This window comes from Gilliamella sp. W8126 (assembly GCF_016102185.1).
Classification (GTDB): Bacteria; Pseudomonadota; Gammaproteobacteria; order Enterobacterales; family Orbaceae; genus Gilliamella; species Gilliamella apis_A.
This window is the reverse complement of sequence record NZ_JACFPE010000002.1, coordinates 507,818-525,356: the sequence shown is the minus strand read 5'-3', so window position 1 is coordinate 525,356 and position 17,539 is coordinate 507,818. Positions and strand designations below refer to the sequence as shown.

The window sequence follows — 17,539 nt, the reverse complement described above, 5'->3', positions numbered from 1 at the left end:
TTAAATGAGTTTAATATAATTTCATTGATAAAATGACCATACTTATATAGAGGTTAAAAAATATAAAAAAGGTTCAAATTTTTTATTAATTTTGTTGAAATGAGGATTTAAGAATAGGAATAATTAAATAAGCTAATATGAATTTAGCTGCTTTGCGATAATTAACAATATGTTTATCAATTTCACTAACAGCATTGTTAATGTTTTAGATAATCATTAGATAAAATTATCAAACCCTTTGGCATATTTGCTAGGAACAAATTCAATTAATTCATATTGAGCAATTTGGTGAATATAAAATGGATCTTGTTGTATGATAGACATGGCTTTTTCATGACTCTCAGCACGACAAATAATGATACCACCAGTGCGAGGAATTTTGCGACCTGAAGCGATAAAATGCCCAGATTGATAATAACACTCTAGATAATCAATATGTGCTTGTAAATATTTTTCAACTTGACTAATAGGTTTGAGATAAGAAAGAGAAAAAATGAACATCATAACTCCTTAATTTAAATATGAATAAGCCAACTATCCATGTCAGCTTAGCATTTATTCTTATTTATAGCATTATTAAATAATAAAACAAGCTATCTATAATGTTTTAAGTTTTATTTAGCTACCCATTTGCCATGCTCATCCTTATGATAGACCTTTTCAACCGCTGACCAAGCAACACGAAAAGCAACTTGTTCAGCATCACTTTTATCGCGTCTTTTTTTCGGATCTTGATACTCTTTTATGGCACTATTAAAAGCTTCTTTAAAAATATCTTGAGCATGGGTAGGTAAAACATGTCGGACTGATTCAGGTAAATCATCTCTTGTTTGATATGGCATATCACATTCCCCCCTCGAATTAATCACAGATTATTGATAACTTTGATTGGTAACTGCGAACATCACTGCAAAATAGTTAAGTTAGATTGAATCTAATCTGATTTTACTGAAAAAAAATTTTTCGAAATATATTGTTATTAATATAAACCTTAATTTGATACAAAAGAGCCTAAATAGGTTTACTTATTGATTAAAAAATAACTAATTGAGTTAATATCGATTATTTAATAAACTATTACATACAAAAATCTTAACTAGTTGATGTTATTATTTATATTAAATGGAAGAATTAAATGACAACAAAAATATTCACTTTAATTTTAGCTAGTTTATTAATAATTAGTTGCGATGATAAAACAAAACAACAACCAGCTGACCAACAACCAGTAGAATCTACCAATATATCAGCGATAGAACAAGCTCCTACTCCTGCTTCAGAATCAGAGCCAGAATCAGAACCTTCTCAATCAATAGAACAAACAATGGATGAAAATACGCGTCAAGCATATGCTCAATCCGAGAAAATGAACCTTTGGCTATCCGTATTTAATTATGATTATGGTTATTTTGGACGAAAGTTAAATAAAAACGTAAAAAATACTTCTACTTTAATTAATTTAGATCAAAAGGCAAAAAAAGTTCTTCAAAATTGTGGCGAAAAAAATAATGCCTGTACATTGAAAGCAATCAAAAAGGATCCTTTAAAAATTTTTTCTCTTGTTTTGAATTTATCTCTACCTTCTGAAAAATTACTACATAACTACAAACTATTAATTGATGAATTAGAAAAAAGTGAACCACGATTACTCGAATTAGATATAGAAGGTAAAAAATTTGCTGAAAATTATGTCAAATTAGCATTAGTTTTGCATGAACTACAAAAATACGCTCTTAATGGTGAATATCAATCAGATAATTACCAAAAAGCACCGAAACTTTTTAATCAACTAGCTAATTCATATAATGAGTTTATGCAAACACAAAACTCAGCTAAACTTATTTATAATAAATTATACAATGAAATACATGATATTCAAAAATTGGATTTCAAAAAAAGAGGATTAACTCTTCAATATGATTGTATGGAAATAATGGATATAACAAAAGAAATTGTCGGATTAATTAATAATACGTTTGATGAAAAAAACAATTTCAAAAATTTAGATACACAAGCTATTGAACTGAAAATTCAACAAATTGTAGATATTTCTGATAATTTAAAAAAATATAAAGGTAATGACTCTGTAATAAAAACACAAGGCTTAAATCGCATTTACTATGATGGATTTGTTGATTATTTACCGAAAATGATTACGCAAATCAAGCTTGTTTTAAATAAGTTAGATGATAAAGATGTTAACCAAGAAATTAAATCATTAAATACAACTGAAAACTCTTTAATTCAACTATACAATAATTCAACCAACTAGTTAATAAATATGCAGCATTAATCTATGCTGCATATTTATTCTGCTTATTTAAGTATAAAGTTCACTAATTCACATCAACCACAAAGCGTCCTTTAATTCCACCAGCGATCATCTTATGTGCTATCTCAGAACATTGATCTAAAGTAATGATTTTAGCTATATGAGTATACAGTTTCTCGTCCATGTTTTCTGCTATTAATTGCCAAGCTGCAACCCGTTTATCATAACTTGCCATCACACTATCCACTCCCGATAGTGTTACGCCGCGTAAAATAAATGGTGCCACGGTTGCAGGTAAGTCCATACCTTGCGCCAAACCACAACATGCGACTATGCCACCATATTGAGTTTGAGCACAAATATTAGCTAATGTGTTTGAACCAACGACATCTATTGCAGCTGACCATAACTCTTTTTGTAACGGTTTATTCGGCTTTTTCAATGATTGACTATCAATAATATCAACCGCACCTAGTTTTGATAAATACTCTTTATCAGAAGTTTTACTTGTTGATGCTGTAACGTTAAAACCCAATTTAGACAATAATGCAATGGCCACAGAACCAACACCACCTGTTGCACCAGTAACTAAAACTTTGCCATCTTCTGGTTTAACGCCATAATCAATAATGCGTTTTACACAAAGTGCAGCGGTATAACCGGCTGTGCCCATAGCCATTGACTGATAACTAGTAAGGTTATTAGGTAGAGGGATTAACCAATCTGATTTTAGATAGGCATATTGTGCTAAACATCCCCAATGAGTTTCTCCACATCCCCAGCCATTTAAAATAACTAAGTCACCTGCTTGATAACGGCCACTATGGCACTCAATGACGGTACCCACACCATCAATACCCGGTACCATTGGCCATTGTCGAACTATAGGACTTTTATTCGTCAAGGCTAAAGCATCTTTATAATTGATGCTTGAATAATGAATTTGGACTAAAGTATCTCCCTGCTGCTGCAATAACAGCTGTTTAGTAATAGTCTTTAAGGAATTCGAAAATCCAGTAACCTCATCTTTTCCTAACATAATTGCATTGAATGACATGATAATTCCTTAATACATTTAATATGTAAATCATGATAAATATTCATCAGAGTAAATGCAATCATTGAGCTACTGATTGTGTTTTCAATTCATAAAAAAGCCTGATATCTATCAGGCTTAATAGTCATTATAAATTGGCTAACGAATAAATTGATTCTATTTTGCTTTATTACGCTGTACTTTCTCTGAAACAGCACCAATAAATACCACATCACTTGATGAATTAAGTGCTGTTTCAACTGAATCTTGAATTACGCCAATTGCAATACCAATACCAATGACTTTTGCTGAAATTTCATTAGGTATGCCAAACATACTACAAGCAACAGGAATCAACAGTAATGAACCACCAGCGATACCCGATGCTCCACAAGCGCAAACACTCGTTACAATACAAAGCAATACGGCAGAAAGGACATCAACTTCTATATGTAATGAATTAACAGTTGCTAAGGTTAAAATAGTAATAGTGATAGCTGCTCCTGACATATTAATGGCTGCCCCTAACGGTACAGCGACAGAATAGGTATCTTCATCCATTTTTAGTTTTCGACAAATTTCCATATTAACCGGTATATTTGCTGCCGAACTACGAGTAAAGAAGGCTGGAATAGCACTCTCTTTTAATGAAGTTAAAACTAATGGATACGGGTTCTTACGCATGACCATATACGCCAATAAAGGATTAATGATCAATGCCACAATTAACATACTAGACACCAATACAAGAATTAAATGGGCATATTTAAGTAATTCACCAAAGCCTGTTTCAGCAAGAGTTGAAGCGACTAAACCAAATACACCTAATGGCGCAAAACGAATAATAATTCTAACGATAAATGAAATAGCTACAGAAAGATCATTCATCATTGTTTTCGTGGTTTCACTTGAATGTCTTAATGCAATCCCAATACCAACACCCCAAATAATAAGACCGATATAGTTAGCGTTAACCAGCGCATTAATTGGATTGTCGATCATCTTGTTAAATAAAGTTTTTAGTACTTCAATAACGCTACCAGGCGGTGTCAATTTAGTTTGATTAGCGGTATCACCTAAAGAGATATCAGAAGGAAAGATAAAACTAGCAACAGTTGCTAATAAAGCCGCTAACATCATCCCTGCAAAATAAAGAGCCAATAGTTCTCCCATATTGGCCCGTTTACCATGTTGGTGATTAGATATTGAAGCAATAACTAAAATAAGTACCAAGATTGGGGCTACTGATTTCAAAGCATTAATAAAAAGTGATCCAATAAAGGACATATCTAATGCGACATCTTTTGAAATTGCCGCTAATGCAATACCTAAGATTAACCCCAAAATAATTTGTGGTATTAATCCTACTTTGAAATAAAAACGAACCAATTTATTGGTTGAATGTGTCATAGTGCTTCCCTATGTATAAAATACAAAACGGCAACCTTATCATAAATTAAAACTAAAACTATAAAAAAATTATCATGATAACTATTTTTTATATTACTTTGTTCAATTATTAAGTTTAATTATTATCCTGAATCTATATAAGGATTAGAGAGAGTCACCAATAACTATTATTATTCAATAAAAAATTTTGAGGAAAGGGGTTTTTGATAATGATAAAACGAGAATAGCAATAGGTAACTAATTCAAATTAGAGATGAATACTAGATATTATATCGTTTAATTTATCAGTTAAGATCCCAAACAATAAGATTAGAGAGATTTATATTAAAACCAGCAGGAAATTTAAATTACATATTAATCGCTGATATAACTGATTCGAAAAGACAAGACTAATAATCTTAATATAAAAAACAATATGTTTTACCAACGGCAAGAATCTAATAAAACATATTGTTATTATTAATTTATAAATTATTTTTAATACTAAATAATTTCAGCAATAGGATCATCAGCATTAACATACGTACCTTCGGTATGAGAATGTTTCAAAATACCTTCACGATGAGCTATTACTTGAATTTCCATTTTCATTGCCTCGATAATTGCAATCATATCACCTTGTTCAACCTTTTGATTATCCTCAACCAACCATTTAAACAAATTACCAGACACTGGAGCTGGAACAATTAAATCAAGATTTGTGTTAGTGGTTACAACTGATTGGGCTTCGCTATTGGTCTGGCTGATAGATAATCCAGAAAATAGTTTCGCAGGTAAACCAAGCTTACAACGTTTACCATCAATTTCAATAAAGGTATGGGTCAATATATCTTCTTGCTGCGGAAGTTGCCTTTTGGCTGGTTCAAGTTCTGCATTAAAGTCCGTTTCAATCCAACGAGTATGCACATTAAACTGCTGGCAAAAATCAGGATGGTCTAGCACTTTTCGATCAAATGGTAGCACACTAGCAACTCCCTTAATGGTAAACTCAGCTAACGCGCGACGAGCTCTTGCCAAAGCCTGTTGACGATTATTACCAACAATAATAAGTTTAGCCATGAGTGAATCAAATGTAGCAGGAATTACTGATCCTGCATGAACGCCACTATCTAAGCGAACACCTGGGCCTGTCGGTATATCAAAATGAGTTATCGTTCCAGCCACAGGTAAAAAACCATTAGCAGCATCTTCTGCATTTATGCGAAATTCAATAGCATGCCCTCGCGGTTGAGGCATTTGTTTAATACTAACGGGTAATCCTTGCGCTATCCGTAACTGTTCTATAACGAGGTCAATTCCTGTTGTTTCTTCGGTGACAGGATGTTCAACTTGTAATCGAGTATTTACTTCTAGAAAAGACAGTTTACCATCCTGACTCAGTAAAAATTCAACGGTACCAACGCCAATATAATTTGCTTTAACACAGATATCGATTGATGCTTTAACTATTTGTTTTTCTATTTTTTCATCTAAAAAAGGTGCTGGTGATTCTTCTATCAACTTTTGATTACGACGCTGTAAAGAACAATCGCGAGTACCAACTACAACAACATTACCATGTGCATCAGCGATAACCTGTGCTTCAATATGTCGAGGATGATGTAAAAATTGTTCTAAGAAACATTCACCACGACCAAATGCTACCGTTGCTTCACGCACAGCTGAATCATAGAGCTCTTCAACTTCATCCATTTGCCAAGCAACTTTAAGTCCTCGGCCTCCACCGCCAAATGCTGCTTTAATTGCAATTGGTAATCCATGTTTATGTGCAAATTCAACAACTTCTTTGGCATTTTGTACAGGTTTATCCGTACCAGTAACTAGTGGTGCCCCTACTTCGATAGCAAGTTGTCGCGCTTTTACTTTATCGCCCAAAACAGCTATTGTTTCAGGGTTAGGACCAATCCAAATTAAACCAGCATCTTGTACCGCTTTGGCGAATTCAACTCGCTCAGACAAAAAGCCATAACCGGGATGAACCATTGTGGCTCCAGATTTTTGCGCAATCGCAATAATCTTATCAATATTTAGATAGGTATCACTCGGTGTATTACCTGATAATCCATAAGCCTCATCAGCCATTTGCACATGCAGTGCATCCATATCAACATCGGCATAAATCGCTATCGATGCAAAATTCATATCTCGACAAGCACGAATAATCCGAACGGCAATTTCACCACGATTAGCAATCAATACTTTGTGTGCAACTTGTTTATTAATTTCAGACATGATTAACATGGCTCCCTTCAAATTCTTTAAAAACTCCAATCGGATTAAATTTTATTTTGGCATTAACTGGAATTTGACCAGCCAAATCCAAATGATAATTACATACTGCTGCAATAACCGGATAACCGCCTGTTAGAGGATGATCATTTAAAAATAGTACTGGTTGACCATTAGCAGGAATTTGTATTGCCCCCATACAAGTGCCTTCACTTGGTAATTCTTGTTGTTTTTCGCGCTCTAAAGGAATTTCCCCCAAAAGACGTAAACCAATACGATTTGATGCAGGGGTCACTTGCCACAATTGTGAAGTTAATTGTTGTATAGCTTGTTGTGTAAACCAATCGGTACGAGGGCCAAACATTATATCCAATTCGACAACATCATCTTTACACGGATAAGAGATAACGGGAGTTTCATTTAATGAAAGCGCATTAAAAGTCTGACTATTCTTAATCGCCAATGTTTGACCAACTTTTAGCGGATTAGGGCCAACTTGCGCCAATGTATCAAAAGAACAACTCGCTAAAATTGGTTGAATTTGCAAACCACCACGTACAGCAACATAACTGCGTACGCCATACTGCGCGTTACCTAAATGAACAATATCACCTTGTTCTAATTGGATCGGTTGATACATATGAGCGAAATAGCTTTCACCGCTAACTGTAGTAACTTTAATCTCACATGACGCCCCTGTCACAGCAATTATCATAGCGCTATTAATACGAGCTTTAAAACCACCTTGAGTTATTTCTAAAACAGCCTCATTAGTCGGATTACCTAGTATACGATTGGCACTATGCAAAGCTGCTTTATCCATTGCACCTGATTCTGAAATACCTAATTCAGCTTGTCCTATGCGGCCATTATCTTGTAATAAAGTTTGAATTCCAGTGGCTAATATCTCAATATCTTGCGGTTGCTCTTGTTGTTCAACCGGTAGGGTCACTTTTTTCGATTGTGGTAAGCTATATTTAGTAGCAGTCTTACTTGCATCAATAAAATTTACTCGTGTACCTGGTTTAAAAAGTGCTGGCTCGTCACGATAAATATCCCAGACTTTAACGTTGGTAACACCAATCAGTTGCCAACCGCCGGGGCTTGCTTGTGGATAAACACTACTAAATTCTCCAGCTAGGGCTACAGAGCCAGCAGGAATACGAACCCGGGGAGATTGACGGCGAGGAACATTAAGCTGAATATCCTTCGCTACCATATAAGCAAAACCAGGTGCAAATCCGCAAAAAGCAACCTGATATTCATTGCTTGTATGTCTAGAAATAACATCAGCAACGCTAATGCCTAAATATTCTGCTACAAAACCTAAATCCTCGCCATTATAACTAACTGGAATGGTAACTAATTCACCTGATCTTAATTGCCCTGAGGATACATCTAATTGAGCGATATATTGGGCAAGTTTATTTCCATCCAAAATAATGGAATTATATCGAACTAAAACAGTCCGAGCTGCTGGTATTATTTCATTTATATTCCATACATCTTTTTTATATTGTAATGCATCAGTTAATGCCATCACTTGTTCTAGAGTCTCTAACTCGACAAGCAGAGCATCAATATTAACTGGTAAAAAACGCATTATGCACCTCTAAAAGCCGCAAAGAAGATTGATTATAAGTAAATCTTTATTTGATAATTACGGCAAATAATTGAATTATATTGTTGCAATATCTACTGCAAATTACTCATTAATAACATCGGTAAATGAAGCAATTTTAACGCCATTATTTTGTAATTGTTGGCTAACTTTTTGCGCCATCGCTAAAGCGCCCATACTATCACCATGAACACAAATTGATCCAGCATCAACCTCAACAAACTCGCCTTCAATTGATATCAAACCACCGTCATTAACAAGTTGTAACATACGATTAGCAACAACATCTGGATCATGTAAGACTGCACCAACCTCCTTACGAGAGACTAATGTACCATCGGTATGATACGCTCTATCAGCAAATGCCTCAGCAACAACTTTCAAGCCACTTTCTTTAGCCCAACTGATTAATGGTGATCCAGCCAAAGCGACTAAAACAAGATGAGGATTAATCAGTCGAATAGCATCAATCGTTGCCATTGCTTGGCGCTTATCATGCGCTATCGTGTTATATAAAGCACCATGCGGTTTAACATAACTAACTTTAGCACCAATAGATTTTGCTAATCCAGTTAATGCGCCAATCTGATAAATAACATCAGCAATTAATTCTTCAGAGCCAATATCCATATTTCGTCGGCCAAAACCAACTAAATCAGGATATCCAACATGAGCACCAATACTTACATTATTTAACTTGGCTGCTTTTAATGTTTTTAAAATTCCTTCTGGCGAACCGGCATGAAAGCCACAGGCAATATTGGCACTGCTAACAACTTTCAGCATTGCCTCATCATTACCCATTTGCCATTGACCAAAACTTTCGCCAAGATCACTGTTTAAATCAATAATCTTATTAGTAATCATGATGCCCTTCATTTTAAATAATTAAAAATAGTGAAAACAGACATTGCTCCCATATACCACGTGATAGCACAAACCAAAAGTCCTGACCACAATAGCCATCTAGGATAATGATAACCAGACATTAAATCAGCCCGTTTCCATCCTATGTAAACAAAGATAGTTAAACCAAGCGGTAATACTAAACCATTAAACCCACCAGCAAAAACCAGCAATGATACAGGCGCGGTACCCATAATTAAATAAATCGCCAATGAGGCTGCAATAAAAACAATAGTAGCAAATTGGCGTTGTTTTTCACCGATATTACGTTTAAAAGGTGTAATAAAAGTCATTGAGGTATAAGCGGCACCTATAATACTCGTGATGGCAGCTGCCCATAGTATCAAACCAAAAATACGCAAACCTAATTCGCCTAAAGCCGCTTGGAATGCTTGTGATGCCGGATTAGCGGCATAACTCGAAATATCGATTGTTACGCCACTAGCTACTACACCTAGAATGGCTAAAAACAAAATATAACGCATTAAACCAACTACCATGATCCCTTTTGTTGCTGCACCAGATACATAGTCTATATGTTCTACGCCAACCATACCTTTATCAAGTAAGCGATGAGCACCAGCATAGGAGATATAACCACCAACAGTACCACCAACAATGGTTGTAATTGAAGCAAAATCAATATTTGATGGTATAACTGTCTCTTTTAAAGCCTCTCCAACAGGAGGATGAGAAGCAAAGACCACAAACATTGTCAAAATGATCATCAATAAACCTAAACCAATCATTAGGCGATCAATAAAATTACTCGCTTTACGTGATGAAAATATATAAACCGCCATTAGAGCACTAATTGCCCCACCCCACTTAGGATCAAGGCCAACTAATGCATTTAATCCTAAACCGGCTCCAGCTATATTACCTATATTAAAAACTAAACCACCAAATATAATTAGTATTGCTAATATATAACCACTAAAAGGTATAGTACTATTAGCGATATCTGATGAGTTCATTTTTGTTAATGCAACTACTCGCCAAATATTTTGCTGAACCACAAAATCTATAATGATAGAGGCCAAAATACCAAAACCAAAAGCAGTGCCAAGTGTCACGGTAAAAGTAGCTGTTTGAGTGATAAAACCGGGGCCAATTGCCGAAGTTGCCATCAAAAAGATTGCACTAATCAGCGATGCTCGCCTATTTTTTACAAAAGCAACGGTACTGCTGCTATGATTTTCCATACGCATGTTCCTCTTTACTAAACTTCTCTGTAATTATGATTAATCTGATATTAATGTATGCAATTACTATGCCAATATTTCTAACACATTTCAAAAAACAATAGCAAATATAATTACTATTTTTTTAACAACAAACTAATTAAAAAAAATTATAATGATTAATGATGTGCAAAGAATAAACTTATAGCGATATCTAAAATCATTTAATAATCATGATATAACTTAATGAAGTTAACAAAAAACTAAATAATAATTACTAATATTTTAAAAATAAATATCATATTTTTTTCAAAAATAATTTTTTTATAATAATTTGTAAACCAAACAAAATAACCATTGCACGATAACTGATCCATTAACTCAGCTAGTTTTTTATCCATCAACAATCCTTTTTTTTTATTTAATACACTTTTTAAATAAATAATTTTTATTTAAGTAATAATCACTTTACTAACTAAATAATAATTTACTTAAAACTAAAAATTTTGAGGAGAGGAGTTTTTGAAGATAAACATAAAGATAGATAGCTAGAAAAATACCATAAAACAAGTTATTTGTTGGCTAATGAGATAACATTTCCGCTTTACTTAATAGTGAGATTAATAAATAATCATTCGAAAAGACAACCGTTAATATTTTCAGTTAATTTTAATATTAGAGGTGTGCATTATGAAAAGCACAAAATTAAATAACGGCATTGAAATGCCTATTTTAGGCTTTGGTGTTTATCAAATTGATGAAAAACAGTGTGAGCGAGCGGTATTAGATGCAATTGATGTTGGTTATCGCCTAATTGATACCTCTACAGCTTATCAAAATGAACGCCAAGTCGGAAATGCGATTAAAGTGAGTGGAATTAACCGAAAAGATCTTTTTATTACTTCCAAACTTTGGTTAAATCGTGCAAGCTATGAAGGTGCTAAAATTCAATTTGAACAATCGCTAAATTTACTACAATCAGATTACATTGATCTATATTTAATCCACCAACCTTTTGGTGATATACATGGCGCTTGGCGAGCAATGGAAGAGTTGTATCAACAAGGAAAAATTAAAGCCATTGGTGTAAGTAATTTTCATTCAGACCGTGTTGCTGACTTGATAGCTTTTAATAAAATTAAGCCAGCCATCAATCAAATCGAAATTAATCCATTTAATCAACAATTGCAGACAGTACCTTGGATGCAAAGTAGAACTATTCAGCCAGAAGCGTGGGCGCCATTCGCTGAGGGAAAAAACGATATTTTTAATCACCCTGTATTAACTGTTATTGCCAATAAACATAATAAATCAGTTGGCCAAATTATTTTACGCTGGTTAATACAAAGACAAATTGTTTGCTTAGCAAAATCAACTAGAAAAGAACGAATGGCTGAAAATTTTAATGTTTTTGATTTTGAACTTTCAAATCAAGATCTCATCAATATTACCGCAATTGATACTGCAACTAGTGCATTCTTCTCACATCGTGATCCAGCAATTGTCGAGTGGCTAACTAAACGTAACCCTAATATTTAATTTTCAATTAAAAGAAAGTTTGAAAAAGAACTAAAAATAATTAAATAAGCCGATATTTACTAAGTAATATCGGCTTAGCTAAGTTAACGAAATTTTATTTAACAATTACCAATTAGCACGGATACCTACAGAAGCACTAATTGGAGCTTTAACTCTGGCATCGCCACCATGAGTCCATGTGTGCCCTATTTCACTATATGCATTAATTTGATTATTAACTTCATAACTACCACCAATGGCTAATTCAGAACTAAATGATTTAACCCCATTACTAAATTCAGTAGCCGCATTTTTACTAGCAAAAGTGACATGATCAGCACCACTTGGTGAATAGAAAAGGTTTACCCGTGCATAAGGGCGCCATAATTCATTATCAGCTTTATAGTCACCTTCAAATCTAGCCCCAATACGGAATAGCCAAGCATTATTATCACTATGTTTTACTTTAGTTTTACCATTGATATGGCTATCTTTTAAATCTAACCATTGGTGAATTACTTGCGCTTGAGGTTCGATTTTCCAATTACTATCAAATAAATCAAATGGTTTACCTGTTTCCATGGAGGCATTCAAACTATTTGCTTTTTGTTTGCTATTTTTATTACTATTTGGATTTACATCAACTCGGTGACGAGCAGCTTGTAAAACCATATCGAAATACCCGCCATCGTTTTGCATATAGGTACCATAAGCAGCCATAAAGTATGAATTAATACCATTACTACCTACACGCCCATATCTACCACTAGCAAAGCCATCAACACTTAAATTACCATGTAGATAACCGAAATATCCCCCTATTCGCCAATCGTTATTTTGCCAAATATCACTGCCCAATTGGAAACCTGAGTAGTTGCCTTTACTGTGTGCATTTGCAGTACCATTCTGTTTTACATTAATACGTTTAGTGATAATTCTTCCCCACCCTATTGATGAATCCTGCAATGGCGCATTACCAATACGTTGATGTAAATTACTTTGCATAAGGTTATCTGCTAAACGAAGTTGTTCAGCTATTGCACCAAACATTGATACTTCTTTACGATAAGTTTTTATTCTGGCTGGTTTTTCTGGTTCAGGATCTATTGACCCAGTAGGCTCATTTGGGTCGATTGGTTTAATTGGAGTTGAAGGATCTACTGGATCAACTGGATGTGTCGGTTCATTAGGATCTATTGGTCTCGTTGGTTCAGTTGGATCGATTGGTTTAATTGGAGTTGAAGGATCGACTGGATCGACTGGATGTGTTGGTTCATTAGGATCTGTAGGGTCAGTTGGGTTATTAGGTAAGTAAGAACGTAAATACCAGTTATTATTTTGATTATTAAGATCACCTTTATGTAAATAATATTCATATGCACCCACATCTAGATGCTCTTGTTGCATTTTGAAAGCATCATTACTACTCGCTCCATCAACATGCACTAATTCAATACCATTAGTATTACTAGTATCAGCACCTAAACCATCAATATTATTAATCTCTATAAAAGTATTACCCGAAACATTACCTTGTACAAATAATCGATCGGTTGGACTATCACTATCTTGCACAACCGTGTCAAAGATTAACTTACCATTATCTCCAATATAATCACCTGCAATCGTTAAACGGTCACCTGCAAATTGATTACCGAGGGTAATCACACCACTATTATAAACACTACCACTAATATTAGATTGGTGCAGACCAGTTTTAAGATCCACCATAGCTCCTGAATTAATGGTTAATTTATCAGTATTTAAATCGCCAGTGAGTGTTAGTCTAGCAATACTGCTAAGATTAATATTTTCCCAACCAATAATAGCCACATCACCTATCGTACCATTAGAGGTTGATGAACCAATAAGATGTGTATTAAGGTTAAGGCTATCAACATCAGACGATCCATCTACGCGAAGTAATTTATTGCCCCCATCAACAACAGTCAATTGCGATATATCTGCACCCTCATTGATAAATAAGGTATCATTGCCAGTACCCAATCTAATTTGACCACTAACTTTAGAACCATTATTGAGGGAAATAATTGAATCAGTTGTTTCATTTTTAATCGCAATACCACTAGCAGAAGATATATCAGCGCCCTGATTTAAATTAATATAAGTTTTAAGACCTTCTTTACCAGAAGTATTAATGCCTATTCCAGTAATATTATTTTGGCCAACTACCTTTCCTGATATATCAAGTACAGTCATACCTGTGCCATTATTGGTCACCATAATACCATTATCAAAACCATTGATAATGCCATTAGATTGTTTAACAAATAGATCTGTTGCGGTATCACCATTAACGGCTAATATGCTTGAACCTTGATTAGCACTAATATCACCTTCAGCTATAATATTCGTTAAACCTCGTCCATTATTGGTAAGATTAACGCCATTCATCTCGCCCTGAATATTACTATCCGCTTCTTGTCTAAAGGATAGACTACTCGTATTGGCATCATTAGCTACAATAATGGCATCTAAAGTTTGACTAACAATTTGACCAGCAACTTTAATATTCGTTGAACCTTGCCCATTGTTGGTAAGATTGACACTATTGAGCTTGCCATTAATCTCACTACCTTTATTTTGACTAAAAAGTAAATTGTTTGTAGCTGACTCAGCAACAGCAAAAATGGCGTCACTATTATTACCAATCACTTTACCTGCAATACTAATTACCGTAGAGCTTTGACCACTATTGACCGCATATATTCCATAGCGATGACCATTAATTTCACCAGCTGATTGGATAACATTAAGACTTTTAGAGCTAGTACCATTTTTCGCTGCAATACCATCACGTTGTTTACCGATGACGTTATCTGAAGTAGTAATATTGGTTAATCCTTGGCCATCATTTTCTATATTTATACCATCTTGATTACCGGTAATAGAGCCTTTTAATTGATTGATTTTTAAATCCGTAGCACTATTATTGTTAAACACACGGATTGCATCATTCTCAGTACCAGTTACATTACCTGAAGTAGTGATCGCTGTAGTACTTTTGCCATTATTAGTGATATACATGCCGTATGACTCCCCTTGCATATTACCATCCAATTGTGACACGGTGATATCTTGGCTATTTTGATCATTGAGTAATGTAATGGCATTATATTGACTACCAATAATGTCACCAGATGAAGTTACTGTTGTTTTACCACCACCTTTATTATTAATATTAATCCCATTAGTATTACCTTTAATTAGGCCTGATGTCTGCATCACATTGACATCTTGGCTATGACTGTCATTATTAATTAAGATCCCTTCATTCTCTTCACCAGTGACATCACCAAAAGTATTCACATATGTAGATCCATTACCATTATTATTAAAATTAATACCACTTTTTTTGCCATAGATACGGCCAGATGATTGTTTTGCAGTTAAATTTTGGCTGTTTGTTTGAGTTACAGCATAAATACCATTACCTTGATGGCCTAATACTTGTCCTGCAGTTGAAATCGTGGTTGACCCAGTCCCTTTATGTTCAATATTAATACCATCTTGGTTACCATTGATATTACCTAACGATTGGATAATCGTAAGATCTTTGGTATTGGTCTCATTAACAGCAACAATACCATAATTAGTCTCACCGGTTATATCACCAGAGCTACCAATAATAGAAGATCCATTACCACCATGACGAATATTAATACCATTAGATTGGCCTGAAATAGCACCTGCAGATTGATTAACCGTCATGTCGTGGGTATTAGCTTGATTAACGGCATAAAGGCCATCATTTTGTTGACCAATCACTTCGCCATTAGTGGTAATTAAAGTTGAACCCGTACCTTGATTAGTGAGATTCATTCCATTAAGTGCACCTTTTATACTACCACTGGTTTGATTAACGTTTAAATCAGTTGTGTTGGCACTACCTGTAGCCAATATACCGTCTCTTTGTTGTCCTTCGATCGCACCATGACTTGAAATCGAAGTTATACCATTACCATTATTAACTATATTTATGCCGTATTCTTTACCTGTAATTTCACCTTTTAACTGATTAAAAGTTAATTTATTCGTATTGGCTTGATTAGTAATATTTACCCCATCGTTTTCATTACCAGTAACTGTACCTGAAGTTGTGACAATAGTTGATCCATTGCCATTATTAACAGCATTAATACCGTTTAATTTACCATTAATAACGCCTGAATTTTGAGTCACCGATAAATCATGAGTGTTGCTGCTATTATTGGCATAGATCCCATCATTTTGTTGACCAAGAATATTAGCTGAAACCGCAATTGTAGTAGAACCATTGCCCAGATTATTAGCTTTGATACCATTAAGTCCACCAGTAATAGAGCCACCATTTTGTGAAATCAGTAAATCACCTGCATTTTGTTCATTAACGGCATTAATACCGTCATTTTCATCACCAACCACCTCTCCATTGGAAGTAATATTGGTTCTACCTTTACCTTTATTATCAGCATTAATACCATTTTTTTTCCCATGAACATCACCTGCTGATTGGATTATTTTTAAACCTTGAGTATCACCATCGTTTACAGCCAAAATACCATCAAGCTCATCACCGATAACCGAGTCCGCAGTTGAAATTATTGTTATACCGTGTCCATTATTTGAGGCGTTAATTCCATTGCCTTGACCATGAACATTGGCGCCAACAAGTTCGGTAATATTTAGATCTTGAGTCGAGGCGCTATTTATAGTTCTTATTCCATCACCCTGTTTACCCGTGACATCACCTGAAATCGTAATACCGCTTGAACCATTACCATTATGGTTAAGATTAATACCATTTTTACCACCAATAATATCTCCTGCAGATTGATGTAAAGTTATGTCACTAACACTATTATCACTAATATAGTTATAGCCATCATCAACAGATTCAATATGCTTAGATAATAATATTTCTACTGAGTTGTTGAAGTTAGTAGCACCAAAAAGTGAATTAACATCAACACTAATTTGTTTACTAATAAATTGATTATTATATAAATTTTTATTAACAATCTCATTAGTAACGTTTCGGGCACCATTTTTTTTTAGTAACGAACTATCACATTGAGCATAACTCATTGGTGTCATGACTAATGTTACACTGATAGCTGAAACTAAATTAAGTAAAAACAATCGACCTTTAGATTGTGCTTTTTCTGATGTAACGACGTACGCCTGACGCTGTGCATTCCAAACTAACTTAAATACTTTATTCATTATTTCCTCTCCAAAATAAATCTATATTGGTAAAACAACATTTTTATTTGAAAAATCTAATAGAGAATTTTTAAGTAGTGCTATTAAGTGCATGACAATTTGCTTTTTACAGTTAAAAAATCAAGACAATTGTGGAG

11 protein-coding genes are annotated in these 17,539 nt (G+C 34.3%); 2 read left to right on the top strand and 9 right to left on the bottom strand.

From position 1 onward, the window contains the following. Positions 1 to 216 precede the first annotated feature (216 nt). Together H3S74_RS06310 and H3S74_RS06305 are read right to left on the bottom strand one after the other, a co-directional pair. Positions 217 to 501: a YciI family protein gene (locus H3S74_RS06310; RefSeq protein WP_198247502.1), complete on the bottom strand. Its 285-nt coding sequence runs from the start codon at positions 499 to 501 to the stop codon at positions 217 to 219. 113 nt (positions 502 to 614) lie between these two features. Beyond that, a complete protein-coding gene (locus tag H3S74_RS06305; RefSeq protein ID WP_110447465.1) occupies positions 615 to 842 on the bottom strand; it encodes a ChaB family protein in 228 nt (75 codons plus the stop codon). Positions 843 to 1,135: 293 nt separating this feature from the next. On the opposite strand from H3S74_RS06305, the gene H3S74_RS06300 reads away from it, so the two are divergent. Beyond that, a complete protein-coding gene (locus tag H3S74_RS06300) occupies positions 1,136 to 2,272 on the top strand; it encodes a DUF3829 domain-containing protein (protein WP_198247501.1) in 1,137 nt (378 codons plus the stop codon). Between the two features lie 64 nt (positions 2,273 to 2,336). Here the strand turns inward: H3S74_RS06300 and H3S74_RS06295 are convergent, their stop codons facing one another. The 6 genes from H3S74_RS06295 to H3S74_RS06270 form a co-directional block, all read right to left on the bottom strand. After that, the gene (locus tag H3S74_RS06295) at positions 2,337 to 3,329 is read right to left on the bottom strand and encodes an MDR family oxidoreductase (RefSeq protein WP_198220652.1); all 993 of its coding nucleotides are present in this window, start codon (positions 3,327 to 3,329) and stop codon (positions 2,337 to 2,339) included. A 156-nt stretch (positions 3,330 to 3,485) separates the two neighbouring features. Beyond that, positions 3,486 to 4,718: a serine/threonine transporter SstT gene (sstT, locus tag H3S74_RS06290; RefSeq protein ID WP_110447462.1), complete on the bottom strand. Its 1,233-nt coding sequence runs from the start codon at positions 4,716 to 4,718 to the stop codon at positions 3,486 to 3,488. Between the two features lie 483 nt (positions 4,719 to 5,201). After that, positions 5,202 to 6,950 carry a biotin carboxylase N-terminal domain-containing protein gene (locus tag H3S74_RS06285; protein WP_198247500.1) on the bottom strand — a complete coding sequence of 583 codons (1,749 nt, stop codon included), beginning with the start codon at positions 6,948 to 6,950 and terminating at the stop codon, positions 5,202 to 5,204. After that, positions 6,943 to 8,550 carry a 5-oxoprolinase/urea amidolyase family protein gene (locus H3S74_RS06280; RefSeq protein WP_198247499.1) on the bottom strand — a complete coding sequence of 536 codons (1,608 nt, stop codon included), beginning with the start codon at positions 8,548 to 8,550 and terminating at the stop codon, positions 6,943 to 6,945. Before H3S74_RS06280 ends, H3S74_RS06285 begins: the two co-directional genes overlap by 8 nt. A gap of 102 nt (positions 8,551 to 8,652) precedes the next feature. After that, positions 8,653 to 9,435, bottom strand: coding sequence for a LamB/YcsF family protein (locus tag H3S74_RS06275; protein WP_198247498.1), 783 nt, complete (start codon positions 9,433 to 9,435; stop codon positions 8,653 to 8,655). A gap of 8 nt (positions 9,436 to 9,443) precedes the next feature. After that, positions 9,444 to 10,679, bottom strand: coding sequence for an NRAMP family divalent metal transporter (locus H3S74_RS06270; protein WP_198247497.1), 1,236 nt, complete (start codon positions 10,677 to 10,679; stop codon positions 9,444 to 9,446). Positions 10,680 to 11,348: 669 nt separating this feature from the next. Between H3S74_RS06270 and H3S74_RS06265 the strand changes: the two genes are divergently transcribed. Further along, on the top strand, positions 11,349 to 12,197 hold the full coding sequence (locus tag H3S74_RS06265) for an aldo/keto reductase (RefSeq protein WP_198247496.1): 849 nt from the start codon (positions 11,349 to 11,351) through the stop codon (positions 12,195 to 12,197). Between the two features lie 105 nt (positions 12,198 to 12,302). On the opposite strand, the gene H3S74_RS06260 is transcribed toward H3S74_RS06265, so the two are convergent. Further along, entirely contained in the window at positions 12,303 to 17,402 is a 5,100-nt protein-coding gene (locus tag H3S74_RS06260) for an autotransporter outer membrane beta-barrel domain-containing protein (RefSeq protein ID WP_198247495.1), read from the bottom strand. Positions 17,403 to 17,539 lie beyond the last annotated feature (137 nt).

Coding starts and splice junctions, on each gene's coding strand:
- H3S74_RS06260 (WP_198247495.1), bottom strand. CDS start 17,402: ATGAATAAAGTATTTAAGTTAGTTTGGAATGCACAGCGTCAGGCGTAC.
- H3S74_RS06280 (WP_198247499.1), bottom strand. CDS start 8,550: ATGCGTTTTTTACCAGTTAATATTGATGCTCTGCTTGTCGAGTTAGAG.
- H3S74_RS06285 (WP_198247500.1), bottom strand. CDS start 6,950: ATGTCTGAAATTAATAAACAAGTTGCACACAAAGTATTGATTGCTAAT.
- H3S74_RS06295 (WP_198220652.1), bottom strand. CDS start 3,329: ATGTCATTCAATGCAATTATGTTAGGAAAAGATGAGGTTACTGGATTT.
- H3S74_RS06300 (WP_198247501.1), top strand. CDS start 1,136: ATGACAACAAAAATATTCACTTTAATTTTAGCTAGTTTATTAATAATT.
- sstT (WP_110447462.1), bottom strand. CDS start 4,718: ATGACACATTCAACCAATAAATTGGTTCGTTTTTATTTCAAAGTAGGA.
- H3S74_RS06265 (WP_198247496.1), top strand. CDS start 11,349: ATGAAAAGCACAAAATTAAATAACGGCATTGAAATGCCTATTTTAGGC.
- H3S74_RS06310 (WP_198247502.1), bottom strand. CDS start 501: ATGTTCATTTTTTCTCTTTCTTATCTCAAACCTATTAGTCAAGTTGAA.
- H3S74_RS06305 (WP_110447465.1), bottom strand. CDS start 842: ATGCCATATCAAACAAGAGATGATTTACCTGAATCAGTCCGACATGTT.
- H3S74_RS06270 (WP_198247497.1), bottom strand. CDS start 10,679: ATGGAAAATCATAGCAGCAGTACCGTTGCTTTTGTAAAAAATAGGCGA.
- H3S74_RS06275 (WP_198247498.1), bottom strand. CDS start 9,435: ATGATTACTAATAAGATTATTGATTTAAACAGTGATCTTGGCGAAAGT.